Origin of the sequence: Pseudomonas sp. RtIB026, assembly GCF_016861355.2 — a bacterium.
Classification (GTDB): domain Bacteria; phylum Pseudomonadota; class Gammaproteobacteria; order Pseudomonadales; family Pseudomonadaceae; genus Aquipseudomonas; species Aquipseudomonas peradeniyensis.
In genome coordinates, this window is the sequence record NZ_AP023348.2 from 4,585,101 (window position 1) to 4,609,509 (window position 24,409).

Annotated in this window: 27 protein-coding genes; 13 read left to right on the plus strand and 14 right to left on the minus strand. The window is 62.2% G+C overall.

Annotation, left to right across the window (positions count from 1 at the left end):
- Positions 1 to 189: 189 nt before the first annotated feature.
- Positions 190 to 1,506, minus strand: a complete 1,317-nt coding sequence (locus tag PRtIB026_RS20550) for an APC family permease (RefSeq protein WP_203651884.1) — start codon at positions 1,504 to 1,506, stop codon at positions 190 to 192.
- A 281-nt stretch (positions 1,507 to 1,787) separates the two neighbouring features.
- Positions 1,788 to 2,600, minus strand: coding sequence for a helix-turn-helix domain-containing protein (locus PRtIB026_RS20555; protein WP_203651883.1), 813 nt, complete (start codon positions 2,598 to 2,600; stop codon positions 1,788 to 1,790).
- Positions 2,601 to 2,723: 123 nt separating this feature from the next.
- On the opposite strand from PRtIB026_RS20555, the gene PRtIB026_RS20560 reads away from it, so the two are divergent.
- Complete coding sequence (locus tag PRtIB026_RS20560; protein ID WP_203651882.1) at positions 2,724 to 3,539, plus strand: carbon-nitrogen hydrolase family protein; 816 nt, start codon at positions 2,724 to 2,726, stop codon at positions 3,537 to 3,539.
- Positions 3,540 to 3,602: 63 nt separating this feature from the next.
- Here the strand turns inward: PRtIB026_RS20560 and PRtIB026_RS20565 are convergent, their stop codons facing one another.
- From PRtIB026_RS20565 to PRtIB026_RS20575, 3 genes are all read right to left on the minus strand, one after another.
- Complete coding sequence (locus PRtIB026_RS20565) at positions 3,603 to 4,145, minus strand: hypothetical protein (protein ID WP_203651880.1); 543 nt, start codon at positions 4,143 to 4,145, stop codon at positions 3,603 to 3,605.
- A 118-nt stretch (positions 4,146 to 4,263) separates the two neighbouring features.
- Complete coding sequence (locus PRtIB026_RS20570) at positions 4,264 to 5,136, minus strand: contractile injection system protein, VgrG/Pvc8 family (RefSeq protein ID WP_203651879.1); 873 nt, start codon at positions 5,134 to 5,136, stop codon at positions 4,264 to 4,266.
- A gap of 187 nt (positions 5,137 to 5,323) precedes the next feature.
- On the minus strand, positions 5,324 to 6,427 hold the full coding sequence (locus PRtIB026_RS20575) for a polyamine ABC transporter substrate-binding protein (protein WP_203651876.1): 1,104 nt from the start codon (positions 6,425 to 6,427) through the stop codon (positions 5,324 to 5,326).
- A 138-nt stretch (positions 6,428 to 6,565) separates the two neighbouring features.
- Between PRtIB026_RS20575 and PRtIB026_RS20580 the strand changes: the two genes are divergently transcribed.
- On the plus strand, positions 6,566 to 7,357 hold the full coding sequence (locus PRtIB026_RS20580; RefSeq protein ID WP_203651874.1) for a helix-turn-helix transcriptional regulator: 792 nt from the start codon (positions 6,566 to 6,568) through the stop codon (positions 7,355 to 7,357).
- A gap of 2 nt (positions 7,358 to 7,359) precedes the next feature.
- Here the strand turns inward: PRtIB026_RS20580 and PRtIB026_RS20585 are convergent, their stop codons facing one another.
- Both PRtIB026_RS20585 and PRtIB026_RS20590 read right to left on the minus strand, forming a co-directional pair.
- Positions 7,360 to 7,815 (minus strand): hypothetical protein, encoded by a 456-nt coding sequence (locus PRtIB026_RS20585; protein ID WP_203651872.1) that lies wholly within the window; start codon positions 7,813 to 7,815, stop codon positions 7,360 to 7,362.
- 298 nt (positions 7,816 to 8,113) lie between these two features.
- Complete coding sequence (locus PRtIB026_RS20590) at positions 8,114 to 8,428, minus strand: DUF2834 domain-containing protein (RefSeq protein WP_203651871.1); 315 nt, start codon at positions 8,426 to 8,428, stop codon at positions 8,114 to 8,116.
- A gap of 246 nt (positions 8,429 to 8,674) precedes the next feature.
- Here PRtIB026_RS20590 and PRtIB026_RS20595 point away from each other — a divergent pair, with 246 nt between their 5' ends.
- Positions 8,675 to 9,499 (plus strand): helix-turn-helix domain-containing protein, encoded by an 825-nt coding sequence (locus PRtIB026_RS20595; protein ID WP_203651870.1) that lies wholly within the window; start codon positions 8,675 to 8,677, stop codon positions 9,497 to 9,499.
- 45 nt (positions 9,500 to 9,544) lie between these two features.
- Here PRtIB026_RS20595 and PRtIB026_RS20600 read toward each other — a convergent pair whose 3' ends face one another.
- Positions 9,545 to 10,897, minus strand: a complete 1,353-nt coding sequence (locus tag PRtIB026_RS20600; protein ID WP_203651869.1) for a spinster family MFS transporter — start codon at positions 10,895 to 10,897, stop codon at positions 9,545 to 9,547.
- 320 nt (positions 10,898 to 11,217) lie between these two features.
- On the opposite strand from PRtIB026_RS20600, the gene PRtIB026_RS20605 reads away from it, so the two are divergent.
- Complete coding sequence (locus PRtIB026_RS20605) at positions 11,218 to 11,412, plus strand: hypothetical protein (RefSeq protein WP_186733912.1); 195 nt, start codon at positions 11,218 to 11,220, stop codon at positions 11,410 to 11,412.
- Entirely contained in the window at positions 11,409 to 11,741 is a 333-nt protein-coding gene (locus PRtIB026_RS20610) for a low molecular weight protein tyrosine phosphatase family protein (RefSeq protein WP_203651868.1), read from the plus strand. The genes PRtIB026_RS20605 and PRtIB026_RS20610 overlap by 4 nt, the downstream gene beginning before the upstream one ends.
- Positions 11,742 to 11,748: 7 nt before the next feature.
- Here PRtIB026_RS20610 and PRtIB026_RS20615 read toward each other — a convergent pair whose 3' ends face one another.
- The 3 genes from PRtIB026_RS20615 to PRtIB026_RS20625 all read right to left on the minus strand — a co-directional run bounded on the left by PRtIB026_RS20615 (position 11,749) and on the right by PRtIB026_RS20625 (position 14,317).
- On the minus strand, positions 11,749 to 12,972 hold the full coding sequence (locus PRtIB026_RS20615; protein WP_267812819.1) for an amidohydrolase family protein: 1,224 nt from the start codon (positions 12,970 to 12,972) through the stop codon (positions 11,749 to 11,751).
- Positions 12,973 to 13,156: 184 nt separating this feature from the next.
- Positions 13,157 to 13,627, minus strand: coding sequence for a cyanase (gene cynS / locus PRtIB026_RS20620; protein WP_186714928.1), 471 nt, complete (start codon positions 13,625 to 13,627; stop codon positions 13,157 to 13,159).
- Between the two features lie 30 nt (positions 13,628 to 13,657).
- Positions 13,658 to 14,317, minus strand: a complete 660-nt coding sequence (locus PRtIB026_RS20625) for a carbonic anhydrase (protein WP_186714929.1) — start codon at positions 14,315 to 14,317, stop codon at positions 13,658 to 13,660.
- Between the two features lie 110 nt (positions 14,318 to 14,427).
- Between PRtIB026_RS20625 and cynR the strand changes: the two genes are divergently transcribed.
- Positions 14,428 to 15,318 (plus strand): transcriptional regulator CynR, encoded by an 891-nt coding sequence (gene cynR, locus PRtIB026_RS20630; protein ID WP_203651866.1) that lies wholly within the window; start codon positions 14,428 to 14,430, stop codon positions 15,316 to 15,318.
- Between the two features lie 3 nt (positions 15,319 to 15,321).
- Here cynR and PRtIB026_RS20635 read toward each other — a convergent pair whose 3' ends face one another.
- Positions 15,322 to 15,660, minus strand: a complete 339-nt coding sequence (locus PRtIB026_RS20635) for a hypothetical protein (RefSeq protein WP_203651865.1) — start codon at positions 15,658 to 15,660, stop codon at positions 15,322 to 15,324.
- Between the two features lie 90 nt (positions 15,661 to 15,750).
- Positions 15,751 to 16,185 carry a GFA family protein gene (locus PRtIB026_RS20640; protein ID WP_203651863.1) on the minus strand — a complete coding sequence of 145 codons (435 nt, stop codon included), beginning with the start codon at positions 16,183 to 16,185 and terminating at the stop codon, positions 15,751 to 15,753.
- A 106-nt stretch (positions 16,186 to 16,291) separates the two neighbouring features.
- Between PRtIB026_RS20640 and PRtIB026_RS20645 the strand changes: the two genes are divergently transcribed.
- Positions 16,292 to 17,188, plus strand: coding sequence for a LysR family transcriptional regulator (locus PRtIB026_RS20645; protein WP_267812822.1), 897 nt, complete (start codon positions 16,292 to 16,294; stop codon positions 17,186 to 17,188).
- Positions 17,189 to 17,238: 50 nt separating this feature from the next.
- Here the strand turns inward: PRtIB026_RS20645 and PRtIB026_RS20650 are convergent, their stop codons facing one another.
- Positions 17,239 to 18,153: a LysR family transcriptional regulator gene (locus PRtIB026_RS20650; RefSeq protein WP_203651861.1), complete on the minus strand. Its 915-nt coding sequence runs from the start codon at positions 18,151 to 18,153 to the stop codon at positions 17,239 to 17,241.
- 228 nt (positions 18,154 to 18,381) lie between these two features.
- Between PRtIB026_RS20650 and lysA the strand changes: the two genes are divergently transcribed.
- The 6 genes from lysA (at position 18,382) to PRtIB026_RS20680 (ending at position 24,386) form a co-directional block, all read left to right on the plus strand.
- A complete protein-coding gene (gene lysA, locus PRtIB026_RS20655; RefSeq protein WP_203651858.1) occupies positions 18,382 to 19,611 on the plus strand; it encodes a diaminopimelate decarboxylase in 1,230 nt (409 codons plus the stop codon).
- A 232-nt stretch (positions 19,612 to 19,843) separates the two neighbouring features.
- Positions 19,844 to 20,452 carry a hypothetical protein gene (locus PRtIB026_RS20660; protein ID WP_203651856.1) on the plus strand — a complete coding sequence of 203 codons (609 nt, stop codon included), beginning with the start codon at positions 19,844 to 19,846 and terminating at the stop codon, positions 20,450 to 20,452.
- A 425-nt stretch (positions 20,453 to 20,877) separates the two neighbouring features.
- Positions 20,878 to 21,486 carry a hypothetical protein gene (locus tag PRtIB026_RS20665; protein WP_203651854.1) on the plus strand — a complete coding sequence of 203 codons (609 nt, stop codon included), beginning with the start codon at positions 20,878 to 20,880 and terminating at the stop codon, positions 21,484 to 21,486.
- Positions 21,487 to 21,891: 405 nt separating this feature from the next.
- Complete coding sequence (locus PRtIB026_RS20670) at positions 21,892 to 22,509, plus strand: hypothetical protein (protein WP_203651852.1); 618 nt, start codon at positions 21,892 to 21,894, stop codon at positions 22,507 to 22,509.
- A 443-nt stretch (positions 22,510 to 22,952) separates the two neighbouring features.
- A complete protein-coding gene (locus tag PRtIB026_RS20675) occupies positions 22,953 to 23,570 on the plus strand; it encodes a hypothetical protein (protein ID WP_267812826.1) in 618 nt (205 codons plus the stop codon).
- A 102-nt stretch (positions 23,571 to 23,672) separates the two neighbouring features.
- Positions 23,673 to 24,386: a fimbria/pilus chaperone family protein gene (locus PRtIB026_RS20680; protein ID WP_203651848.1), complete on the plus strand. Its 714-nt coding sequence runs from the start codon at positions 23,673 to 23,675 to the stop codon at positions 24,384 to 24,386.
- Positions 24,387 to 24,409 lie beyond the last annotated feature (23 nt).

Consider the following 24,409-nt stretch of genomic DNA (forward strand, 5'->3'; position numbering starts at 1 on the left):
AACGCTGACAACTGATACGGATGATAGCCGTACGCCGCCAACGAGTCAAGGTCGTACGGACAATAGCCGTATAGCGCAGCACCGGGAGCGGGGTGCCCGTACGACACCTCGCTATTGAATGATTGGCACGCCTTGGTCGAAGACCGTGCCGGAATCGACAAATTACCTGCATTCGGCCGCACCGCCCTTTCAGGTCTCGACCTCCATCAGCCCCGGCGTGGGCTTGCTGAACCCCGCCGTCAGCCACATCAGGTACAACCCGCCACACACCAGCCAAGCCACCCCGGCCAGTATCACCACCGTGCTCAACAGCGACAGCAGATACAGGTTCACTCCAATCGCCAGCAGCGGAAACACCACGAACCCCACCCCACTCAACCGCTGCTTGCGCCGCTCACGCAGGTAGTAGGCGATCACGCAGACATTCACCGCCGCAAACGCCAGAAACGCGCCGAAGTTGATCAGCGAAGCGGCCGAGCTCACATCCGCGCCGATCCCGATCAACCCCAGCCCGGCAATCAGCAGCAGGTTGAACACCGGCGTGCGCGCCCTGCCCTGCAGCTTGGCGAAATAACGCGGCGGCAGCACGCCTTCGCGGCCCATGAAGTACAGCAAGCGGCTGGCGCTGACCTGCACCGCCAGGCACGAGGCGAAGCCGGCGACGATGCCGCCGAGATTGACGAAGTCGGCGAAGAACTGCCCGCCCACCTTGATCGACAGTGCGTAGGTCGCGGTCTCTGGGTCGGCGAACTGGCCACCGGGGTGGCTCAGTTGCATCAGGTAGGCCACCGCCGTGAACAGCAGCCCGCCCACGCTGATCACCAGCAGCACCGCCCGGGGGATGTCGCGCTTGGGCTGTTCGGCCTCCTCGGCCAGGGTGGTCACAGCGTCGAAACCGAGGAACGAATAGGCGGCGATGGCGGCGGCGGCGGTAAGGCCGGTCAAGGTGCTGTGTTCGTTCCATACGGGGTGGGTGAAGCCGACCTGGGGCTGGCCGGCCACATAGCGCAGGCAGTAGCCAATGAACAGCAGCACCAGGGCCACGCTGAAGACCGTGAGCACTTTGTTCAGGCGGTCAGTCAGGGTCATGCCGCTGACGGTCACCGCCGTGGTCAGGCCGATGTTGATCAGCAGCCAGCCCCAGGTGGGCACCTGCGGGAACTGGGCGTTGAGGAACACCGACTGCAGCAGCCAGGCGACCACGGGCATGAACAGGTAGGCCAGCAGCACCGCCCAGCCGACCACGAAGCCGCAGCCGGGGCCGAGCAGGCGCTTGGCGTAGTAGTAGGCCGAGCCGGACACCGGGAACAGGCGCGACAGCTTGGCGTAGCTCAGGGCCGACAGCAGCATGGCGCCGGTGGCCAGCAGGAAGGCGCTGGGGGCGATGCCGTCGCTGCGCTCGGAGATCACGCCGAAGATCACCATGGCCAGGCTCGGGCACATGTAGGCCAGGCCGAAGACGGTCAGGGAGGTCAGGGAAAGTTTTGCGGGGGTGGCGTCAGGCATGGGTGGCCTCCTGGCGCGCAGGGGCGATGCCACGGGCCAGGCCGTGAGCGAAATGAGCCATGGGTCATCCTCTTGTGATTGTTCTAGGAAATTGCCCAGCCGGTCTGGCTGCGCGCGGGCGCAGGGACGGCGTGCACAGCAAGTTACTCGGGGGAAGGCACCGGCTTTGCCGGTGATCGCGGGGCCAGCCCGCGCCTACAAGGTGCAGGGCCAGTATGCGGATCCCGGTGCGGATTCCTATAACGTCGAAGGATTAACCTGGGGGTAATGGCGCGGGGGAATCACGGCGCCGGTTGCAGGCTGGCGAGGTCTTCGCCGGCCAGGAACAGCAGCGAAAAAAGCTCGCTCTGGGAGTTCACGTCCAGCTTGCGGTACACGTTGCGTCGATGGACCTTCACCGTCTCGGCCGACAGCTGGAGCTTGATGGCCGTCTCCTTGTTCGAATGCCCCGACAGGATCAGCCGCACCACGTCCAGCTCCCGCGCCGTGAGCACCGACTCCAGCTGCCGCCGTGCCTCGTCGCGCCCCTGGGCCAGGCCCAGCGCGGGCTTGGCCGGTGCGCGCTCGGGCAGTTGCTCGAAGTGCAGGCGCTGGCGCAGCAGGCCGATCAGCCAGGGGCGCACCAGCTCCAGCTGGGCGATGGCCTGGGCGTCGAAACGTGAGCGCCCGCCCAGCGACAGGCACAGCGTACGCCCATCGCCCAGGGCCAGGTTGAACTGCACCTCGTCGGCGACCACGTTGTGGGTGAAGTACAGGCGGTAGTAGTCGGTCTGCTGGAACTGCTCCGGGGCTACGTCGGCCAGGCGCACCAGGCCGGTCAGTGGCCGCTCGCGACTGCTGATGTAGAACGGGTCGAGCAGGTACAGGCCGTTGGCGTACTCGCTCACCAGCGGGTCGATGCCCTCGCGCTCGTAAGGGCTCTGGTCGAAGATCAGCGGTTTGTCGTGGCTGAACAGCAGCGCCACCCAGGTATCCACCTCGACGAAGTCGCCGAGCAGCGTCGCCAGGGTGCGCCAGAAGCTCGGCCGGTCGAGGTGTTCGATGCATTGGCCCACACCCTGGTGCCACGAAAGATCCTGCAGGCTCAAGCTCATGCCCTACCCCCGGGTTAACCCGTCGAAGTGATTGTTTTGCCAGTGATTGTTTTCATACTTGCACCACCCTTCGCAAATGTCACTCGCCCGCGGAAGGGTCGGGCCCAGCGAGACGGATTGCCCATGAAGATCGAAGTGGTACAGACGACAACCCGCGACGGCGACACCGCCCACAACCTGCGCGCCATCCTCGAGGCCCTGGCCCAGTGCGCGCCGGACACCGATATCCTGCTGTTCCCCGAGTCGCACCTGACCGGTTTCCTCACCGCGGACGATGTCGGCATGCTGTCCGAGGCCATCGACGGCGATGCCGTGCAGGCAGTGGTCGCGGCGGCGCGCCAGCACAATGTCGCGGTGGTGCTGGGGCTGTACGAGAACGACGGCGGCACCTTCTACAACACCACCTTGTTCATCGCCCCCGAAGGCATCCTGCTCACCTACCGCAAGACCCACCTGTGGTTGCCGGAGCACGGCATCGTGGTACCGGGCGACCGCTTCGCCACCGTCGAATGGCGCGGCGTGCGCCTGGGCCTGCTGATCTGCTACGACAGCGAATTCCCCGAGACGGCGCGGGCACTGAAGGCCCTGGGCGCGCATTTGATGCTGATCACCGATGGCCTGGCCGAACCGGAGGATCATGTGCACCGGGTGTCGGTGATGGCCCGGGCGATGGAGAACCAGGTGTTCGCCGTGGTCGCCAACCGCGTGGGCGATGGGCCGGATGGCTGCGTGTTCGTGGGGGCGAGCCTGGCGGTGGACCCGTATGGCCGGACGTTGTTCGAGGCCGGGCGCGGCGAGTCACGGCATAGCGTGACCCTGGACCTGTCGCTGATCGGAAAGGCCCGCGCCTTCCATGACTACAGCGCCAACCAGCGCATCCGGTTGCCGGGTGAGCGGATCGAGCATGCCAGTGGTATATGGGAGCTGGTTATCGATTAAAGGAGAACACGACAGGGCAGGACGCAGAAGGATTGCATGGGGACGTACAATCGGCTCCATGCATCAACTGCCTTTCAATGCCTCCCCCGTCACCACATCAAAACGGTAGATGGTGTCGTAGAAATCCACGACCTCCACATGATCAGGCGCCAGCTGAAAGCGCCCGGTGAAGATGTCGGCACCCATGGCCTTCCAGATAACGTCGCCCTCAAGAGACAAACCTGTGATTTCCAGCTCGCCGTGCGAAATCAGAGCACGCTGCCGCGCTGCCCAATAGAGACCGAAACACGTCGCCAGATCCACCTTGCGCGACCAAAGCAGGTCATGGGGAGGGGTCAGCGACACGCAGGCAACCTGGTTGCCCACGGCCAATAGCAGCTTGTCGTCGATCACCAGCGCCGACTGTGCATGTACTCCTGCCCCGCCCCCGCCGGCACCGACCACCAGCAGGCCGGTGTCGCCCAGCATTACGCCATGAACCGATGACACGCCATCGTCGCCCAGGATGATTTCCCGCGCATAACACCGGATATTGTCTGTGGAGTCGAACGTGTAGGTGGGCTCGTCAACGACGGTAATCACGCCATATCGAGAGTCGATGTTCATCGGTGCGCACCACCGGGGGGCAGGGAATCGTCAGCCATGGGTTTATTCGCAATTATGGGATGCCAATAATTATCGGCCTGGAATAATTTCGGATAAAGCTGCCGTGGCCGGAATGAGGCTATCGGCAACACAGGCACCCACTGACCCGCGGCTGGTCAGGATCGTTTCCGAGAAACGAGACCATCACCTCCATCCCCGCTCGCGGAGGCGTGACCGCACAACACCAATCGGAAGCCACCGGCAGCCAGCAACAGCTCTTATCGTCAAACCTGTCCTCAGGATCCCAGGGAAATTTGACCTGAATCCGGGCAAGGCGCCGATCACACCGGCTCTCGTCATCCTCCACGGCAATGACCACGGCGGTCTGGTTCTCCACCACCCGTGGTTTGGCATGAACCAGGGGCGGGCGATACAGCACGCCCCACGGCAGCACCGCCTGACCATCGGCAAACACCAGCACATGGCCTTGGGCACTGTGCTGGAAGTGAAAACGGATGCCCTCCTCTTCACACAAGCGCTGGACGAAGTGCAGATCCGTTTCGCCATATTGGGTGCAATAGTCGCGCTCGGGGTAGCTCGCACTCAGCTCGAAGCGATAGGCGTCTCCCACGATCCCATGCTCTTCCAATATCAACGCGACGATCCTGGGCACCGAGAACTGTTGAAAGATCCGCTGGTTGATGCGGTGACGCAGGTAGGACAAATGCGGCACCAGGGTCAACCTGTAACGCGCCGAACACGGGGCCTGCCCCATCGGTGCGATGTGGTAGATCCGCCCATGGATGCCATTGCCGTTCATGTCGAAGCTGAAGAACGCCTCGTGGTCGAGGAAGCGTTCAAGGTTCAGGTCAGGCCATTCGCTGGCCAGTTCCACGTTGAAAAAGAAAGGCCTGTTGGCCACCGCTTCCCCGGTGTAGCCGAGCACCTGGAAATCGTGCTCCACACCTTCGATCGTCAAGTTCAAGTGTGTCTTATGGGCTGGGCTGAACATCCACTGTTCTCCTCCGGCTCAAGATGAAATCAGGTGCGCAAGTCCATCGACCGCCTCGGCTGGGCAGCCGGATACCGCGAGACGATGGTGTTCGCTGGTGCTTGAAGCAATCGGCCGCAGGCAACCTTGGTCAACGCGTTGTCCGGTACTCCCTTGCACCGGGCAGCGGGCGACACGTCAATTCAGGTCAAACGCCACTCTTCACCTTGGTCCAGACCCGTGTGCGGATCCGCTCCAGTTTCAACGGCAGCGGCTCGAGCGGGATCAACGTGGCAACCGTCTTCTTGTCGGGGTAGATCCACGGGTTGTCCCGCAGCGCCTGTTCGACGAACTGGGTGGCGTCCTTGTTGGCGTTGGGGTACAGGGTGTGGTTCGAGGTCTTGGCGATCACTTCCGGGCGCATCATGTAGTTGATGAACGCCATGCCTGCCTTGGGATGGGGCGCATCCTTGAGCAGCACCAGGTTTTCCGACCACACCAGCGCGCCTTCGCGCGGCAGGCTGTAGCCGATCCGCCGCCCGGTGTTGTTCTTCTCGTTGAGGGCCTGGGCGGCCAGGGCGCCGTTGGCCCAGCCGACCACCGCGCAGATATTGCCGTCGGCCATGTCGGTGTCGATGCGCGACGAGTCGAAATACAGCACGTACGGGCGGATCTTCATCAGCAGGTCTTGCGCCTTCTGGTAGTCCGCCGGGTTGCTGCTGTTGCTGGGCAGGCCCAGGTAGTTCAGGGCAATCGAGATGATCTCGCTGGGCGAGTCGAGCATCGCCACGCCGCAGGATTTGAGCTTGCTGATGTTCTCTTCCTTGAAGATCAGGTCCCAGCTGTCCACCGGCGCCTGGTCGCCCAACGCGGCCTTGACCTTGTCGATGTCGTAGCCGATGCCGGTGGTGCCCCACAGGTAGGGCACGGCGTAGCGGTTGCCGGGGTCGTTGACCGCCAGCTGGGCGAGGATATCGGGGTCGATATGCGACAGGTTGCCCAGTTGCGCACGGTCCAGCGGCTGCAGCACGCCCGCGGCGATCAGGCTGGGCAGCACATTGGAGGTCGCCACCACCACGTCGTAACCGGTGCGCCCGGCCATGACCTTGCTCTGCATGATGTCGGCGCTGTCGAACGCGTCCATGTGCACGCGGGTGCCGGTTTCCTGTTCGAACGCCTTCGGCGTCTCCGGCGCAAGCAGCCCGAACCAGTTGTACAGGTGCATCCCGGGCTCGGCGGCCAGCACCGATGTGCTGATCCCTGCGCAAAGCAGCGAGGCCGAAAAAAGGGTTCGCAAACGTGACCTTGTCATGCAACATCCTTATCGAATCGATGTATCTTCACGGCCATCCTAGGCCCAGTGAGCGACTATACCGGGCAGGACCGGATAGTAAATACCTCGGAATACTTACCTCTGACCCGCGAATGCCTAACCCAAAAGGGGTAGATAATGCCGTTCGACCTGCAAAGCCTGGCCTGGCACCGATCGATCGGCAAGCTGATCATGCAGCTGGACCGTCCGGCGTTCTGGAGCTCCTTGGTTCGGGTGTTGAACGAGTACGTGCAGATCGACAACTGGGTGGTGCTGATCTTCGCCAACCAGCAAGTGGAAGTGGTGAGCCTGCCCGAGGTGGCGGATGCCGAAGAGGTCAACGCCTTTATCCATCGTTATGTGAAGGGGCTCTACCTGCTGGACCCGTTCTACATCGCCAACCGGGAAAACCCGCAGAGCGGTTTCTTCCACCTGCTGGATATCGCGCCGGAGTACTTTCTCGAAACCGAGTACTACCATCAGTATTTCGCGCACTACATCTCGGCCGATGAGGCGCAGTACAACGTTCAACTCGACGCTGACCGCACGCTGTGCATCTCCATTGGCAGCAAGGCGCGCTTCAGCCAGGAGCAAATCACCATCCTCGACCTCATCAAGCCCTGGGTGACGGCCTTGATGCACCAGCGCATGGCCTTCGAGGTGGACGTCGAGAAGGACCTTGCCGAGGCACCGCCCTGGCAGGAAACACTGAACCAGCTGGGCGCGCAGATCACCACCCGTGAAAGCGATGTACTTAGGCTGCTGCTGAGCGGCTTCTCCAACAAAGAGATTGCCGGAAAACTCTCGCTCTCGGCGGAAACGGTGAAAGTGCACCGCCGGAACATTTACGCCAAGTTGAACATCAAGTCACAGTCTGAATTGTTTGCTCGGTTCTTTGTGCCCAAGCCGGATGCATTCTGTACCCGTTGAAGTCAGGCTTTTTGACTGACGCTGCTCCCTGTCCATCCGGTGCTTTGCAGCAACAACAGGGCAAACACCGCGCAGCCCAGCAATGGCCATCCCAGAAACACCTTGAACCACGGCGACCCTGGAAACCAGCACATGATCGCCAGGTTCGCTACGACCCCGCAGCCCAGCCCCGCCCAGGCCGAGCCGATCCATTCCGGCGCCCGGGTGCTGCGCAGGAAGTGCCGGTACAGCTTTAGCCCTGTGTTCACGCCGACAAGGCCTACGATCAACACAATGACCAACCCAATGCGATTCAGTTGATAGCCCCAAGGGTCATTGAACCCGTTATAGATCATCCCCGGGAGCAAGAACACGGCGAATGTGGTGCAGTATCCCGTTACCAAAAACACGGGCAGCACCACGACCAACCCCAATAGCCGAATGGCCAGTTTCCTGAGTACGGAAGGGGTATCGCTCATATCGACTGTCCTTGTCATTCGAGAACCAACGGCCCGCAGCCTCGTGGCTGGGCGGCGCACGCTAGCACAGCCGGCCTTCGGGCACGAGTGCTAGCAGGGCCGCCTTGCGGCCCATCGCCGGCAAGCCGGTTCCCACAGGTACAGCGCAATCCTCAGGAGCAGCACGGTCCTGTGGGAGCTGGCTTGCCAGCGATGGGCTGCGCAGCAGCCCCAATTGCGCTTGCTGAACCCTGCGCCGAACACCGCCCATCGATGACCAGCACCGCCACGCAGCAGGCATAGACCGCGAGAGCGCCGCTCATGCCCCGCGCCTCTGCGCAAAGCCCCTGACCACGATGTACAGCAACGGCCCCAGGGAGACAAACACCGCCGTCAGCAGCAGATAGGGCAAGACACCAAGCAACGATCCGCCTCGCTGGCGCTGGTCGCTTACCATCCACACACAGCCCAGCCCGGCCATCACATACAGGTCGATAACGACCTGGGCCGTATCGGGTCGGGACATCAGGTCAAGGCCAAAGGCGATGAGCGACTGATCCGCAATCATCAGGGTCCAGCCGGTGTACAGGGTAAACAGCAGCAACACTGGTAGCGCGATCCATTCAGCTTTCATTGTCCGACTCCTTGGCAGGGACCTGTAGGAGCGGGCTTGCCCCGCGATGCAGGCGCCGCGGAGCCTGGCACCCGCTACGCGGGTGATCGCGGGACCAGCCCGCTCCCCCGCAGCCCCAGTAAAATCTAAGAGTTGTGCTTTGTTCGATGAACGCGATCTTGCTTTCACGGTAGTGATAGAGTCGTCCCCGCCTCAATGACCTCGCAGGTCATGGACGCATCAGCCAAGGACAGCCAGAGTCGCAGCATGAGCCCTTCTCCCTTTCATTCCACGCAAACACCTGCCATCACCGATGCAGGAGAGCACCTGCGCCGACTGCGCCGCCAGGCCGGCCTCAGCCAACTCGACCTGGCGCTGTTGGCAGGCCTGTCGCAACGCCACCTGAGCTGCGTGGAAACTGGCCGCGCCAAGGCCAGCCCAAGCACGCTGCACGCCCTGCTCAGCGCACTGGAAGTGCCGCTCGACCACTGCAACGATGTGTTCCTTGCGGCAGGCTACGCACCGCGCTACGCAGCCACGGCACCCGACGCTCCGGCCATGAAGATGGTGCTCGACGCGCTGGAGCACATCCTGCAGGCCAACAACCCCGCACCGGCCATCGTCATCGCCAGCAACTGGGACATCACTGCGGCCAATGCCAGTGCCGGGTTGCTGTTCACCATGGCCGGGGTACCGACGAGCAGCACCTCGGGCCTCAACCTGCTGGACACACTGCTGCGCCCGGGCGGACTGGGGGATCATCTGGTCAATGCCGATGAGATACGGGCGATCGCCTGGCAGCGGGCGGCCAGGGAGGCGATGGGCAATCGTGACCTGGCGCGGCGGCTACAAGGCTTGCCCGTACCTCCCGCCATAATGCCGGACACGCCGCTGTCACCGGTGGTGCTGACGCGGGTGCGGTCTGGCGAAGGTGAGCTGAGGTTTCTGTCCACCTTCACCACCTTCGGCATGCCACAGGACATCACCGTGGCTTCGCTGCGCATCGAACACCTGGTGCCGGCCGACGGCACCACGTGGCGAACAATGACGGCGGCCTATGATCAATGGCTGGCTCGGCATCAGCCACGATGAAACCGATGATGATCGAGCCGCGACATCTGGCCAAACTACGGGGGTTCAGGCCTGTGCGGCCTGCCCCGCCACCTCTGCCCCATCCAGCACCATACCCTCGCGCATCCGTTGCGCATCCCGACTGAAACACCGCGAGGCCGCCAGCAGGAACACCATGGTCAGCAACAGGGCCACAGGGATCAGGTACATCGCGTCATGCAGCCCCTGGGCCTTGAACGCCTCGCTCATCGCCACCTCGCCCGCCGCCGCCATGGCCGCTCCGGCAAAGTGGTCCGACAGCCCACCGACCACCACTGGCCCCAGGCCGCCACCCAGCAGGTAGAGCCCGGCGAAGAACAGCGCCATGGCCGTGGCCCGCAGGCGCGGCTGCACCACATCCTGGATGGCGGTGTACACGCAGGTGTAGAAGTTGTACGAGAACAACCAGCCGATCCCGAACACCGCCACAAACACGCCCAACTCGATGCGCCCGGCATGCAGCGCCCAGGCGGTGCACAAGGTAGCGCCCAACATGCTCAGCGCGGCGAACACCAGACGGCCGTTAGCAAAACGCTGGTGCACCTTGTCGGCCACCCAGCCGCCAAGGGTCAGCCCCACCAGGCCGCTCAGGCCGACGATCATCCCGGTGGCCACCGCGGCGTCGTGCAGCGCCAGCGCAAAGTAGCGCTGCAACATCGGCACCATGAACGAATTGCAGGCATACGAGGCGAAGTTGAAGGTCAGCCCCGCCAGCACCAGCCAGGCGAAAGTGGGCACGCTGAGCACCCGCCGCAGGGGGCGGTCCAGCGGGGCCTGGGCGGTGGCCACCGTCTCCGCAGCGCCGCGCGCGGGCTCGCGGATCATGAAGATGAACAGCGCCAGCAGCACGCCAGGCACGGCGGCGATGAAGAACGGCGCGCGCCAGCTGTCGAAGGCCTGGACCATCGCACCGATGGTGAAGAACGCCAGCAGCAGGCCCAGCGGCAAGCCGAGCATGAAGATGCCCATCGCCCGCGCCCGCCGTCCGGCGGGGAACAGGTCGCCGATCAGCGAGTTGGCGGCCGGCGCGTAGCTGGCCTCGCCGATGCCCACGCCCATGCGCACCAGCAAAAAGCTCCAGAAACTGCCGACCATGCCGTTGACCGCCGTCAGCCCGCTCCACGCCAGCAGGCCCCAGCCCATGAGTCGACTGCGCGAGCCGGTGTCGGCGATGCGCGCCAGCGGCAGGCCGGCGATGGCATAGACCAGGGTGAAGGCGGTGCCGATGATGCCGATCTGGAAGTCGCTCAGGTGCCACTCCAGGCGGATCGGCTCGATGACGATGGCGGGGATGGTGCGGTCGAAGAAGTTGAACAGGTTGGCCAGGAACAGCAGGAACAGAATGCGCCAGGCGTTGGACGCTTGGATGGCGGTGGGCATAGTCGGGTCCCTCGTTATTGTTGTTCGGGGTTCCAGCACGCCCTGCGCAAACTAGAGGGAGATGGCAAAGCACGTCTGCCAACATTGATCGCGTTGATAGCGGACGATAGCCAAACCTTTCACTGCGGCCATGACGTGCGCTTCTGTCTCCTTTCACCACTTTCGGCCTGCCGCCTGATATCACGGTGGCTTTGCTGCGGATAAACACGATTGGCACTTGGGATTTGGCACTATCTGGCCACCCTCCCGATTAACGTGTAACCTTCTCCCCACTCGTATTGCCGTGGCTGCTGAACCCGGTTATCCACGAGGAATCTCCCATGAAAAGATCTCGCGCCTGGCGACGCTCCCAGGCCCGCAAACATGCTCACCATCCTGCGGTGTGCCCACAGGTGTTCAAGCCAGAAAAGAACTGGAAGCTGCTCTACACCCGCGCCTCGAAGCTGGCAAGGGCGCGCCAGCTCGGCTTCAGCTACCCCATCCGCAGCACTCGCCAACTATTGGACCAAGCGTGACCAATCTCCTGTTCGTCTGCAGCCGCAACCAGTGGCGCAGCCCCACCGCCGAGATGATCTGGCGCCGTCGCCCGGGCTTTGCCGCCCGGTCGGCGGGCACCAGCCCGAATGCACGCAAGCCTGTCAGCCCGGCGGACATTCGCTGGGCCGACGTCATTTTGGTGATGGAGCGCAAACACCAGCAACGCTTGCTAGCTCAGTTCGCACGCTTGCTTGAACACAAACGGCTGCATGTGCTCGACATTCCCGACGACTTCCAATACATGGATCCTGAGCTTGTGCTCATCCTGGAAGCAGCAGTGGCAGCGCATCTGGGGCAGGAACCGTAGCAACCGCTCAGAACACCACCGACCGGCGATGCTCGGCCGTCGCCACCACCCGCCCACGCTTGAGCACCGCCAATCGCGCCGGCAGGTCGAGGATCACATCGCTGACGCGCTGGGTATCCAGCAACACCAGATCCGCATCCTTGCCCACGGCCAGGCCATGGTCGCGCAAGCCCAAGGCCCTGGCCGGGTTGGTCGTGAGCATCGACAGCACTGTGGCCTGGTCATCCGCCCCCCCGAGGTGGCAGGCAGGGATGGCCAGTTGCGCGATGTTCAGCAGGTCGCCCGTGCCATAAGGGGTGAAGGCGTTGCGGATATTGTTGGTGGCCAGGCAGACATTCACCCCACCATCGCGCAAGGCTCGCACCGGTGTCAGGGTACGGCGCACGTTGTGGCTGTCGCCACGGGCGCCCAGGTGCAGGTCGGTGGCCGGCAGGCACATCACACTGATACCGGCCTCGCGCAGCAGCGCGACGATACGTGCCTGCCGCTCGGGCTCGACGGCCGCGAGGCTGGTGAGGTGGCCGACGCACACCCGCCCCTGGTAACCCTCGGCGATGGTCCGGCGGGCCACGTATTCGATGGTCATCTGCTCGGCGTCATCGGCGAAATCCTGATGCAGGTCGATGTCCTTGTCGTAGCGCCTGGCCAGGTCGAAAACGAAATCAATGTGCTCGTGGGGCGATACGTCGTTGTAGGGAATGCCGCCGACCACATCGGCGCCCTTCTCCATCGCCTCGACCATCATCGCTTTCATGCCGGGCAACTTGAGGATGCCTTCCTGGGGAAAGGCGACCACCTGGATATCGATGACATCGCGGAATGTTTCCCGTAGCTGCAGCACCACATCCAGGCCAGTAAAACCCTGGGCGGGGTCGAACTCGGCGTGGGCACGGACATGGGTGGTGCCGGCCTGCACCAGCGCGCGCAACACCTGGGTCGAGCGCTCGCGGATGTCTTCGCGGGTGAGCGTGGGCTTGAGCTCGGCGGTGACGGCGATCGCTTCCTTCAAGGTGCCGGAGCGGTTGGCCTTGCGTTGCATGACATTGGCTTTTTCCAGGTGCAGGTGGCCTTCGACGAAGCCTGGGATCAGGACATTGCCATTGCCTTGGATTTCCTGGGTTGCCGTTGCGGTGATCGTCGGGGCGATTTCAGTGATCTTGCCGTTGTGCACGGCCACATCCATCAAGGGTTTTGCATCGTCGATGCGGACATTTCTGATGATCAGGTCCATGCCGTCGTTTCTCGTAATCAGTCATTACGGTCGACACCCTGTACTCGCGATGTTGGACAACGCGGTGGATGGCACCGGCCTTGCCGGTGTTCGCGGGGCAAGCCCGCTCCTACAGGGGGCCAATATCGTCTGTAGAAATGGCCCGGCCACCCTGTGGAGACCGGGCCATGTCCCTATGGGCGAATCAGAACGGTTTGGTCGGCAGGTACTTGCCATCCAGGGTGATCACAGCGCGGGAACCGCCTTCCGGATCATCGACCTTCTTCACATCCAGCTTGAAGTTGATGGCGCTGATGATGCCGTCGCCGAACTTCTCGTGGACCAGCGCCTTGAGCGTGGTGCCGTACACCTGCAGCATCTCGTAGAAGCGATAGATCGTCGGGTCGGTCGGCACGCCACCTTCGATACTGCCGCGCAGTGGGATGGTCTGCAGCAGTGCGATGCCGTCGGCGTCCAGACCGAGCTTGTCACCCACCACCTGGGCGGCGCTGGCCGGCAGCGGGTGCTGGCCCAGCAGCGCGGCGGTGACGAAGGCTTCGGACAGGCCGGTGCCATCGGTGATCTGGGCGAACGACAGGTCCTTGCGGGCCTTGGCCAGGAGGATGACCTCGCTCAGGGCAAGACGGGCGTTCTGGCTGATTTGCGACTGGATCATGGGAGTGTCTCCTTGGGTTGAAAATCGGGTTCAGGCAACGTGCCGGGAAGCGTGGGAAACAGCGCGGACGCCTGGGTTGTCCGCCAGGGATACGAACTGGCCGGTGCGTCCGTCGAAGGCGTCGATGCGGCCGCTCTCGATGTCGTAGATCCAGCCATGCAGGGCCACGCGGCCCTCTTCCAGGGCCAGGCGCACCGAGGGGTGGGTCTGGATGTTGGCCAGCTGGGCGATCACGTTCTCTCGCACCATGGCCTCGACCTTGGCGTGAGGGGTTTGATGCGGGCGGGCTTCGTTGACCACACGGGCGGAGTCGGCGTAGCGCAACCAGCCGGCCACGGCGGGCATGTGGTCCAGGCACTTGCAGGTGGCGATGGCAGTCATGGCGCCGCAGTCGGAGTGACCGCAGATGACGATATCGGCCACTTGCAGGGCGGCGACGGCATACTCGACCGAGGCCGACACCCCGCCGGGTTCAGGGCCGTAGGACGGCACGATGTTGCCGGCGTTGCGGATGACGAACAGGTCGCCCGGCTCGCGCTGGGTGACCAGCTCGGGCACCAGGCGGCTGTCGGAGCAGGAGATGAACAGCGCCCGCGGGCTTTGCTGGGTGGCCAGGTCCTTGAACAGCTTGACCCGCTCGGGGAAAGCGTCGCGCTGGAACTTCAGGAAGCCGTCGATGATGTCTTGCATGGCTGATGCCTCAGTGTCGCGGTGTGTGAGGCAAAGGTTAGGCTTCGCGTTACATAAGGTAAAAGTCTCATTTATGATGCATGTCATCAGATTATCTTATGGAGCGTGAAATGCTCGCCCGGCACATCCAGTACTTTCTCGCGGTCGCGCAACACCATAGCTTCACTCGGGCGGCGGCAGCCCTGCACGTCTCCCAGCCCGCGCTTTCGCAGCAGGTCAGGCAACTGGAGGAAAGCCTGGGGGCGCAGTTGTTCGATCGCTCGGGGCGCACGACTCGGCTGACCGATGCCGGCGAGGTCTATCTGCGCTATGCGAAACGGGCGTCGCAGGAACTGCAGGAGGCCAGGCGCGCGATCCATGATGTGAGCGACCTCAGCCGAGGGTCATTGCGGGTGGCGGTGACGCCGACCTTTACCAGCTATCTGGTCGGCCCCTTGGTCGAGGCCTTCCACAGCCGGTACCCGAATATCACCCTGAACTTGCGCGAAATCGCCCAGGAGCACATGGAGGAACTGCTGCTGGCGGACGAACTGGATGTCGGTATCGCCTTCGATGAGCCCCACGCCCAGGACATCGACACCTACCCATTGCTGGTCGAGACACTGGCGCTGGTGGTCGGCAGCCAGCACCCATTGGCCCATGCACGCGCCATCGGGCTACAGGCGCTGAACGACGAGTCGATGATCCTGCTCAGCGCCGAATTCGCCACTCGGGAGCAGATCGAGCGCTATTGCCGGCAGCACGGCATACGCCCGCAGGTGCGGATGGAGGCCAATGCTATCGGCGCGGTCATCGAAGTGGTGCGCAGGACGACGCTGTCGACGCTGCTCCCCGCCAACATCGTCCTGGCGCATGACGACCTGACCGCCATCGCCCTCGACCCCTTGCGCCTGCAACGCACGGCCGTGCTCATGCAGCGCAGGGGTGTCTATCAGACAGCGGCGGCGCAGGCCTTCCTGAGGCTGGCCAAGGAGGTGGCCGCACAGCTGGAGTGCAGCTGAGGCTCAGCTCAATTGCGCAATCAGCACCGCATTGGTGTAGATCAGGCTGCCGTCGCTGGCCCGATGCCCGACCAGGTGGAACTGGCCCCGCTCGTCGTCGCTCAGGTAGACACGCAGGCGGCAGTCGGACAAGGGGCCATAGCCTTCGGGCAAGACCAGGTTCAGCGAGTCCATGTCGACATCCACCATCGCTTCGCGCTCGTGGCTTTGCTGCAAGCGCTCCTCGGCCTGCTCCAGCGCCGTATGGGCCGGGCCCTGGATGTCGAAGTGAATGTCGCCCACCGGGGTGGACCGGCGGTCACCGTCAGCTTTGCACCAGCCTTCGATCGTCAGGGTGCTCATGGCCAATCCTCATGCTGTGGACTTTTTGTTCACTGCTGGAGGGTTGACCCTGAGGGGAATCGGATCGTTCAGGTTTTCTCACACGCCTGTTCAGCCAAGCACCACGCGGGCGAACGCCTCCGGCGTCGGGCTCTCCTGCCACTGCGCAACGTGCGCCGGCAAGCTTATCCAGGGGTGCTTGCGTCGTACCCAGATATGCGCCACGGGCGCCAGCTGCGCGGCCCCCTCCAGCACACCGGCACGTACCACGCGCATGCCGGGGGCGGCAGTCGTCTCGTTGAACAGCCGGGTGAAGCATTTCGCGCAGGCGTACTGGGTTGAACGCTGGCCGTCCTGCCCGTGTTCGTGGATCGCCGCCTCCCCAGTCACATGCACCGAGGGCGCGGCGCACAGCATGTGCAAGGCGAACGCACTGCCGCTCCAGCGCTGGCAGCTCAGGCAATGGCAGGCGTACACAGGAGGAAGCGCTGGCGCTTCGATGTCGAGCCTGAGCTGCCCGCAGCGGCAGTAACCGGTGAATTGCATGGTGTTGCTCCTTACAATGACGTGCGACAAAAATGACAGGCAAATGATCCCTGCTCGGCTCACCGGAGAGAAGATTGCAAATGCAGCAGCTGCTGGTAAGGAATGTATGAACGCACTGGAATGGGAAAGCCAACGGGTGTTTCTGGCGGTGCTGCGTTCCGGCAGCCTCAGTGGGGCGGCCAGGCTGCTGGGCATCGCCCAAGCCACGGCCAGGCGACGGCTGGATGCCTTGGAGCGATCCTTGGGCCTGAGCCTGTTCACCCGTACCCCGAACGGCCTGACCCCTACCCCTTGCGCCCGTCAGTTGACCGAGCATGTGGAGTCTATGGATATCGCCGCACAGGCCTTCAACCGCATGGCCAGCGCCGCGACAGCGACGGATATGGGCAGCGTGCGGGTGACCTGCGGGGACCTGCTGGGCGTGGAGGTGTTGCCGGGCCTGCTGAGCGAATTCCAGTATCGCCATCCCCGGCTGAAGTTCGAACTGAGCATCAATGACGCCCTGGAGGACATTGCAAGGCAGCAGTCGGATATCGCCGTGCGCCTTGCGCGGCCTACCGAAGCCGACATCGTCGCCCGGTGCGTCGGCCACCTGCAGGTCGGGATCCATGCCAGCGCCACCTGCCTCTCGCGTCATGGCCGGCCGGACAGCCTCGAGGCCGTGCGCCGCGGGCCACTGATCGGCCCCGACCGGCGTACAGCCGACCTGCGTCGGTTGGTCGAGGCCGGGCTGTGCGAGGCCGACCAGGCATTCGCCATTGCCACCGACAACCACCTGGCCCAGTTGGCGGCGCTCAAGGCGGGGCTGGGATTTGGCCTGTGTCCGGCCAACATCGCCCGAACGCATGGGCTGGTTCATGTGCTGCCGGACGTGTTTGGCTTCGACGTCGAGGTGTGGATAGCGATGCATAATGACCTGCGCAGGCACCAGCGGATTGCCAGGTCCTTTGAGGCAATTGGCGAGGCTTTGTGCGACCACCTGGAGCAATACCGGACGCCATGAGCGCGGGGCAAGCCCGCTCCCAAGCCTCTCAAGCCTCCTTCCAGGCGTGTTCAGAAGACTGTCGCCAGCGCGGCCTCCATCTCCCGTGCCTCCCTGCGCAGTGCCTGGCAAAATGGCTCCAGTACCGCCGACGCCGGGCGCAGTTCCGGTCGGATCAGCATCACCTGATACGGTACCGAGAGACTCAAACGCCGCATAGGCAGCCCGCCCTGCGCTGCCTCCAGCCCGCTCAGCGGGTTGATGATCGCCACGCCCAGTCCCTGCCGGACCATCGCGCATACCGACGCCGCGCTGGTGGTTTCGATGATCGTGCGGCGGTTCACCCCGGCTTCGCGGAAGTGCCGGTCAAGCTGTTGCCGGTAACTGTCCAGGCTGGCCAGGTTGATGAAGTCGACCTCGTGGAAATCCTGCAGCGCCAGCACCGGCTTGGCCTGCAATGGGTGGTCTTCGGGCAGCACGCAGACCATGTCGGCACTGAACAGAAGCTCCCCGACCGCGCCCCGTGGCACCTGCGCGGTTTCGGTCAGGCCGAGGTCGTGCTGCTGGGCCACCAGCGACTCCTCCAGCAGCGGCGACTCCTGCGCGGTGATGCTCACGCTCACGCCGGGGTGTTGCTGGTGGAACGCCTTGCAGGCCTTGGGCAGCAGGGTTTGCGAGAACAGTGGCAGGCAGGTGATGGCCAGCCGGCCCTGTTCGAAGTTGCGGATGGCCTGGGCGAAGCGATCGATACGCTCCAGGCCGACGAAGGCGCGCTCGACCTCCTCGATCAGCAGCAAGGCCTGGGCCGTGGGTGCCAGGCGCCCGCCTTCGCGTTCGAAGAGGTTCAGACCGGTAACCTGCTCCATGCGCGCCAGCTCGCGACTGACGGTGGGCTGCGAGGTGAACAGCAGGCGCGCGGCGCCGGTGACACTGCCGGCAGCCATGATGGCGCGGAACACTTCGATGTGGCGGATGGAGAGTTTCATGGGGGCATGCAACACCTGAACGTTTGGCAGGGACCTGTAGGAGCGGGCTTGTCCCGCGAACACCGGCAACGCGGTGGATGGCACCGGCTTTGCCGGTGTTCGCGGGACGAGCCCGCTCCTACAGCAGTCGAATGTATATCAAATACGGATGACCTTCTGAAAATTATCTATTTTTATGAATCATCCAACTCACTCAATATCGGTGCATCCATTACAAGGAACACCACCATGACCACCACCCTCCTGGCCCAGGCCGTCCGCCAACACGGCTCCCCGCTGTGGGCCTATGACGCCCAGACCATCCACCAACGCATCGACCAGTTGCAGCAGCACTTCGACACGGTCCGCTTCGCCCAGAAGGCCAACCCCAACCTGCACGTCCTGCGCCTGATGCGCGAACGTGGCCTGGTGCTCGATGCCGTGTCGCTGGGGGAAATGGAGCGGGCCTTCGCGGCCGGGGCGACGGTGGACGGTGACCCGGCCGGCGTGGTGCTGACCTGCGACGTGCTGGACCAGCCGACCCTGGCCCGAGTGGTAGAGACGAAGATCGAAGTGAACGCCGGTTCCATCGACATGCTCCGTCAGCTGGGCGAGCACTCCCGTGGGCACCGGGTCTGGTTGCGCATCAACCCGGGCTTCGGCCATGGCCACAGCCGCAAGACCAACACCGGGGGCGAGAACAGCAAGCACGGCATCTGGCACGAGCAACTGCCCGAGGCGCTGGCCTGCGTGAAGCAGCACGGATTGCACCTGGTGGGCGTGCACATGCACATCGGCTCGGGGGTGGACTACGCGCACCTGGAACAGGTGGCCGGCGCCATGGTCGGGCTGATCGGCAAGCTGGGCATGGATATCGAGGCCTTCTCCATCGGTGGCGGACTGTCCACGCCGTACCGCAGCGACGACCAGCCGGTAGACCTGCAACGCTACGCCCGCACCTGGGCGGTGGCACGGGCGGAGATCGAAGCCATGCTCGGCCACCCCGTGCGCATGGAGATCGAACCGGGCCGCTTCCTGGTGGCGGAGTCGGGTTGCCTGGTGACCGAGGTGCGCGCCGTCAAGCAGATGGGCAACCGGCACTACATCCTGGTCGATGCCGGCTTCAACGACCTGATGCGCCCGGCGATGTACGGGGCCTACCACCGCATGAGCCTGTTCGATGCCGTGGGCCGGCCAGTGAGCCGTCCGCTGCAACCGACCGTGGTGGCCGGGCCGCTGTGCGAGTCGGGGGATGTGTTCACCCAGGACGACCAGGAACTGACACCCCAGACGCTGCCGCAGGCCAAGGTGGGTGACCTGCTGGTGATTCACGATGCGGGAGCCTATGGCGCGTCGATGTCGTCGAACTACAACAGCCGGCCATTGCTGCCGGAGTTCTTGCTGGAAAACAACGGAATGAGGATGATCCGTCGTCGTCAACGCGTGGAGGAGCTATTGGCGTTGGAGCTGGAGGTATAAGGCCCGCGCACGACACGCGCCAATGCAGAACTCTCCGCAGCCCGGCCGTGTACATTTCTCGGCACCAAGGAGTTCTCGCCAAATATTTTGGAGCCTGCCTCAAACGAAGATCAGCCCCGGCTTGTTCTACCCATTTCCAGGCGAGCGATAGCCTTGGTGTGCCTGACAAGCAACGTCAGGCACCAACCACACCAAGCTTGAAAAATGGAACATGGATAGAGGGAGAATTAACATGGGTGCCAAACAGTACCTTGCACTTGCACTTGCACTGGGCTGCGCAGGTAACGCATTCGCCGCCACTTCGACGAGTATCGAGATCACTGGCAAGGCTATCCCTGCCGTCTGCAACATCACGACCAGTCAGGCCAAACTCGACCTGGGCGAGGTGCTGGCAGATGCTACCGGGAAAGTGGCCGCCATTAGTCGATCCCTGGGCACCTTGAACTTCAACTGCTCGGCAGCCACTCCGCTGAGCCTTTCGTTAACCAGCACGGCACCCGCCGGCAGCAGCAAGAACTATTCGTCAGGCTGGCATCAGGCTGGTACAAACCTTGCGAACGCCAGGGTGGTGCCAACCAAGACCATGGTCAATAGCGAGTCCGGTACTCTTATCAACGGCCTGAACGGTGTCTGGACCGGAATGAACGCCGGCCAAGCCATCACACTTGCCGGTGGCGACTACACGATCTCCTTCGCCAAGACAGGCACCCTCGTGCCGCTGGGCATTACGACCGCCAGCATCGACCTTGACTTCAAACTGGATGAAATCCTCAAAGCAGACTTCGCAAAAGGCGATATCAGCGCCAACCAAACACTGACCTTCGAAATCAAGTACATCTGACAGGTGCAACCTTCGGGGTGAGACTTTCTCACCCCACCGCGACGCCCACGCTGTCGCGCTTGCCTTCAGCGCACTGCCCCCCTGCAACTAATGCCCTCAGGCTTTGCACGAAGAGCGGCTGCACCGTGAGCGCCATACTCCTGCCCCCGTCTTTGTGCCGCAAAACGCCAAACCCTGTCATCAATATCCCAACCCGCCCCCCCCCGCTTCCTTACCTGAAACGCAGACTTTTCCGCACACCCAATACGGACCTTTCCTAAAGCCACGGCATTATCCCCATACGCTTGCAAGCTTGTCTCAAAACAGTTTCAGGCGCGCCTTGTTCTTCCCGATTTTAGACAAGCGATACCATGGGCCGTCTGTTCGTGAAACTTCAGACGAAAATTTCAAGCAAGCACGAAATATGGATAGCCAGGAGAATTTACATGCCCGCCAAACAGTATTGGGTACTTGCACTTGCGATGAGCTGCGCTGGCAGCGCATCCGCCGCCACCTCGACCAGTATCGAGATCACTGGCAAGGCGGTACCCGCTGTCTGCAGCGTGACGGCCAGCCAAGCCAAGCTCGACTTGGGCAACGTGCTGGCGGACGCTACCGGCAAAGTGGCCTCCGTGAGCCAACCCATGGGTACGCTGAGCCTCACCTGTTCGGCAGCCACCCCACTCACGCTCGCCGTGACTAGCACAGCACCCGCAGGCAGCAGCAAGAACTACTCGACAGGTTGGCACCAGGCAGGTACCAGCCTGGCAAACTCAAGGATAGTACCCACCAAGACCACCGCGAATAACGATAACGGCACCCTCATCAGGGGCATGAGCGGCGTGTGGACCGGGATCAACGCCGACCAGCCAATACCACTTGCCGGCGGCGACTACATCGTTTCCTTTGCCAAAGCGGGCAGCATCGTGCCACTGGGCATCTCGACTGCAAGCATTGACCTCGATTTCAGGCTGGATGAAATTGCCAAAGCCGATTTCTCCAAGGGCGACATCATCGCCAACCAGACGATCACTTTTGAAATCAAATACCTCTGACACGAACGACACTTATTTAACAAGCTTTTGATCTGCAAGAAAGACGAAGAAGTGCTGGCCTTGATACAGGGTGATAGTTGCGAACCCACACATAGGCCAAGGACGCAGACTAGGCCTTGTACGAAAAGCACTTGCGCGGCGACTTCTCGTACACACCCTGATATCACTGACGCCAAGAGTTCCCAGGAGATGAAAGAGCCTTCCCACCCGCTCAGAACCCCGCAAGCGCAGCACCATCGAGTGCAGCAATCCCTGCATATAGCCGCAGAACTTATTTAACCGAAAATGAAACCGTTCTTCTAGCACCCACTCTCAACGAACAATAGCATTTCAATATCTGAAAGAAACACTTCAGATGCAGAGAACAGTAAAACCCAACCTCTAAAACCTGCGAGGGATATTGACATGTGCATCAAAAATTATTTGGCTTTCGCAATCACCATGAGCGCTGCAAGCAGCGCATTCGCCGCCATGACAGCCAACGTCGAGATCGCCGGTAAAGTCATCCCCACCGCCTGCGGTATCGTGGCATCACAGGCAAAAATCGATTTGGGCGACATCAAGCCCGACAACAATGGAAAAGTTGCGGAAATTACACGCGCCCTTGGCACTTTGACCGTAACCTGTGCCGCCCCTACTCGCATGCAGCTCAGCTACACCAATACCGCACCCGTCGGCAGCAACGCCCTTTTACCCGCCGGCTGGGTCCAAGATGGCAAGGGTATTGCCAACATGCAGTTAATGCCAAGCAAGACGACGGTTGACAATGTAGCTGGCGCTCTTTTGTACTCACCTAACGCTACTGGAGACAGATGGAGCACTGTCTCAACCACCGACTACATTCCACTGTCCAACCTAAGCAACCGGTTGTCCTTTTCCAACACAACCAGCACGACCCCACAAGCGATGACGACTGCCGTAGTCGAGCTGAGCGCGAAATTCGCGGAAATCACAAAGGCCAACTTCTCGAACGGTCCGATCCGTGCCAACCAGACGCTGACCTTTGAGCTCAAGTATCTCTGAGATCAATGGCTTTGGGGGTGAGTTTCCTCACCCCTATCTCTACACCGTGCCAGGTGCGGACTCCCCCTCCTATTGCCGACCGACGTCACCATGCGGCTGTGTGGATGCAGTGGCCACCTCGCCAGGACGTGTCGATATTTAATGCAATACACATTGAAATTGCTCAAATCCACTTCTCCCGAGGCGTGACTCCCACCTGGAAGTTTCACAACAATGCATGCTCCCACCTTGCGTACTTGGCCAATCCAGCCCACCGCACATAGCAGCCCCTCATTGAGTGCAGAAATTTCCTCACACCATTGCAGTAATTCTTCAAGGAAAAATAAAACCGCTCTACTCAAAGCCCATTTGGGTAGGTGATAGCCTTTTCACATCTGAGAGAGAAACCTCAGATATGAACACCAAACTCATTCACACTCAACCGAGCAAATGACATGCCTACCATGAAACCTCTAGCGTTTTTAGTTGCCATGAGCGCTGCAAGCAGTGCATTCGCCGCCATGACGGCCAGTATCGAGATCGTCGGCAACGTCGTCCCGACGGCCTGCGGTATCGTGGCCTCTCAGACAAAACTCGACCTGGGTGGCATCCAACCAGACTCTACCGGAAAAGTCCCGGAAATCATTCGTCCCCTGGGCACGGTGAGCGTGACCTGTGCGGCCCCTACCCAAATGAACATCGGCGTCACCACCAGTGGAGCGATGACAGGCAATCCGGTCGTACCAGCCGCCTGGAGCCAGGGAGGCAAAGATCTTTCGGCATTCTGGCTGCTGCCTATGAGGGTGACCGTGGATGGTGCAAACGGAAGTCTGTTCTACTCGAGCTCGAATACCGGCGACTCCTGGTCCACTCTCGACCCCAACAACTTCATCCCCACATCCGCCGCCGCTACGAACACCAGAATAAGCTTCTTCCCTGCCGCTGGGGGCATCACGCCTTCCGCCATCACCAATGCCTCGTTCGATCTGAACGCGAAGTTCCACGAGATTCCGAAGGTGGACTTCTCCAAAGGCGAAATCACCGCCGCCCAGACATTGACCTTCACGCTCAAGTACCTCTGACACTCAAACCTCGGGGTGAAGCTTCTTTACCCCGAGGTTTCACCCACTCCAGCACGTTGACTTTTTTGCAATCACCTTGCCTGCAAAGGATGGAGATGCTTCATGACGCCTACTCGTCTTCGCCAGCACGGCCTCGCGCTCTCTGCCGTGGCGCTTTCGCTGTTCACCAACTTACCCGCCAACGCGACCGGTATGGTGCCTGACACCTCCATCGTGTTGATTGATGCCGCCATCGGCGAAGGCAGCATTGATGTCGCCAACTCCGATAAAAGCGTGGCGCTGCTTTATGTTCATGTAGAGGACTTACCCGAGGACACCGAGGAACTGGTAATCGTCACCGCGCCCATCAGTCGGGTCGAACCAGGTGAAAAACAGCGGGTGCGGTTCATCGTCCAGGCCGCCGCGCCGATCACCACGCAGCGCATGAAGCGGGTGACGTTCGAAGGCATCCCGCAAGCGGACGGGGGCAAGAACACGGTCAGCATCAACGTGCGCCAGAACCTTCCGCTGATCATCAACCCGCAGGGCCTTGCCAGCAAGAGCGACCCCTGGACCCTGCTCAAATGGACGGCCAAGGGCCGCGAGCTGATCGTCAACAACGACAGCCGTTATGTCGTGCGGCTCAACGAGCAACTGGAGCTGCTGCCGGAGAAGCTGCCACTGAGTCTGTCCCGCACTTACCTGCTGCCCGGCGAGACCTACCACCTCGAGCTGCCGGCAGGCAAGGAAGTGACCGCCAGGAACAAGGTCCGAATCTACCCGGCAAGCCTGTATGGAGCACAGGTGGAACCTTACGACGCCCCGCTCACTTTCTAGTGGAACTGCTTCGGTACATCCGG

Excerpts from the sequence above, each read along its gene's own strand:
- PRtIB026_RS20640 (WP_203651863.1), bottom strand. The coding sequence starts at position 16,185 with ATGCAATTCACCGGTTACTGCCGCTGCGGGCAGCTCAGGCTCGACATC.
- PRtIB026_RS20570 (WP_203651879.1), bottom strand. The coding sequence starts at position 5,136 with ATGTTCAGCCCAGCCCATAAGACACACTTGAACTTGACGATCGAAGGT.
- PRtIB026_RS20645 (WP_267812822.1), top strand. The coding sequence starts at position 16,292 with ATGAACGCACTGGAATGGGAAAGCCAACGGGTGTTTCTGGCGGTGCTG.
- PRtIB026_RS20680 (WP_203651848.1), top strand. The coding sequence starts at position 23,673 with ATGACGCCTACTCGTCTTCGCCAGCACGGCCTCGCGCTCTCTGCCGTG.
- PRtIB026_RS20635 (WP_203651865.1), bottom strand. The coding sequence starts at position 15,660 with ATGAGCACCCTGACGATCGAAGGCTGGTGCAAAGCTGACGGTGACCGC.
- PRtIB026_RS20580 (WP_203651874.1), top strand. The coding sequence starts at position 6,566 with ATGCCGTTCGACCTGCAAAGCCTGGCCTGGCACCGATCGATCGGCAAG.
- PRtIB026_RS20575 (WP_203651876.1), bottom strand. The coding sequence starts at position 6,427 with ATGACAAGGTCACGTTTGCGAACCCTTTTTTCGGCCTCGCTGCTTTGC.
- PRtIB026_RS20590 (WP_203651871.1), bottom strand. The coding sequence starts at position 8,428 with ATGAAAGCTGAATGGATCGCGCTACCAGTGTTGCTGCTGTTTACCCTG.
- lysA (WP_203651858.1), top strand. The coding sequence starts at position 18,382 with ATGACCACCACCCTCCTGGCCCAGGCCGTCCGCCAACACGGCTCCCCG.
- PRtIB026_RS20555 (WP_203651883.1), bottom strand. The coding sequence starts at position 2,600 with ATGAGCTTGAGCCTGCAGGATCTTTCGTGGCACCAGGGTGTGGGCCAA.
- PRtIB026_RS20565 (WP_203651880.1), bottom strand. The coding sequence starts at position 4,145 with ATGAACATCGACTCTCGATATGGCGTGATTACCGTCGTTGACGAGCCC.
- PRtIB026_RS20615 (WP_267812819.1), bottom strand. The coding sequence starts at position 12,972 with ATGGACCTGATCATCAGAAATGTCCGCATCGACGATGCAAAACCCTTG.
- PRtIB026_RS20625 (WP_186714929.1), bottom strand. The coding sequence starts at position 14,317 with ATGCAAGACATCATCGACGGCTTCCTGAAGTTCCAGCGCGACGCTTTC.
- PRtIB026_RS20595 (WP_203651870.1), top strand. The coding sequence starts at position 8,675 with ATGAGCCCTTCTCCCTTTCATTCCACGCAAACACCTGCCATCACCGAT.
- PRtIB026_RS20650 (WP_203651861.1), bottom strand. The coding sequence starts at position 18,153 with ATGAAACTCTCCATCCGCCACATCGAAGTGTTCCGCGCCATCATGGCT.
- PRtIB026_RS20670 (WP_203651852.1), top strand. The coding sequence starts at position 21,892 with ATGTGCATCAAAAATTATTTGGCTTTCGCAATCACCATGAGCGCTGCA.
- PRtIB026_RS20585 (WP_203651872.1), bottom strand. The coding sequence starts at position 7,815 with ATGAGCGATACCCCTTCCGTACTCAGGAAACTGGCCATTCGGCTATTG.
- PRtIB026_RS20675 (WP_267812826.1), top strand. The coding sequence starts at position 22,953 with ATGAAACCTCTAGCGTTTTTAGTTGCCATGAGCGCTGCAAGCAGTGCA.
- PRtIB026_RS20660 (WP_203651856.1), top strand. The coding sequence starts at position 19,844 with ATGGGTGCCAAACAGTACCTTGCACTTGCACTTGCACTGGGCTGCGCA.
- cynR (WP_203651866.1), top strand. The coding sequence starts at position 14,428 with ATGCTCGCCCGGCACATCCAGTACTTTCTCGCGGTCGCGCAACACCAT.
- PRtIB026_RS20550 (WP_203651884.1), bottom strand. The coding sequence starts at position 1,506 with ATGCCTGACGCCACCCCCGCAAAACTTTCCCTGACCTCCCTGACCGTC.
- PRtIB026_RS20600 (WP_203651869.1), bottom strand. The coding sequence starts at position 10,897 with ATGCCCACCGCCATCCAAGCGTCCAACGCCTGGCGCATTCTGTTCCTG.
- cynS (WP_186714928.1), bottom strand. The coding sequence starts at position 13,627 with ATGATCCAGTCGCAAATCAGCCAGAACGCCCGTCTTGCCCTGAGCGAG.
- PRtIB026_RS20665 (WP_203651854.1), top strand. The coding sequence starts at position 20,878 with ATGCCCGCCAAACAGTATTGGGTACTTGCACTTGCGATGAGCTGCGCT.
- PRtIB026_RS20560 (WP_203651882.1), top strand. The coding sequence starts at position 2,724 with ATGAAGATCGAAGTGGTACAGACGACAACCCGCGACGGCGACACCGCC.
- PRtIB026_RS20605 (WP_186733912.1), top strand. The coding sequence starts at position 11,218 with ATGAAAAGATCTCGCGCCTGGCGACGCTCCCAGGCCCGCAAACATGCT.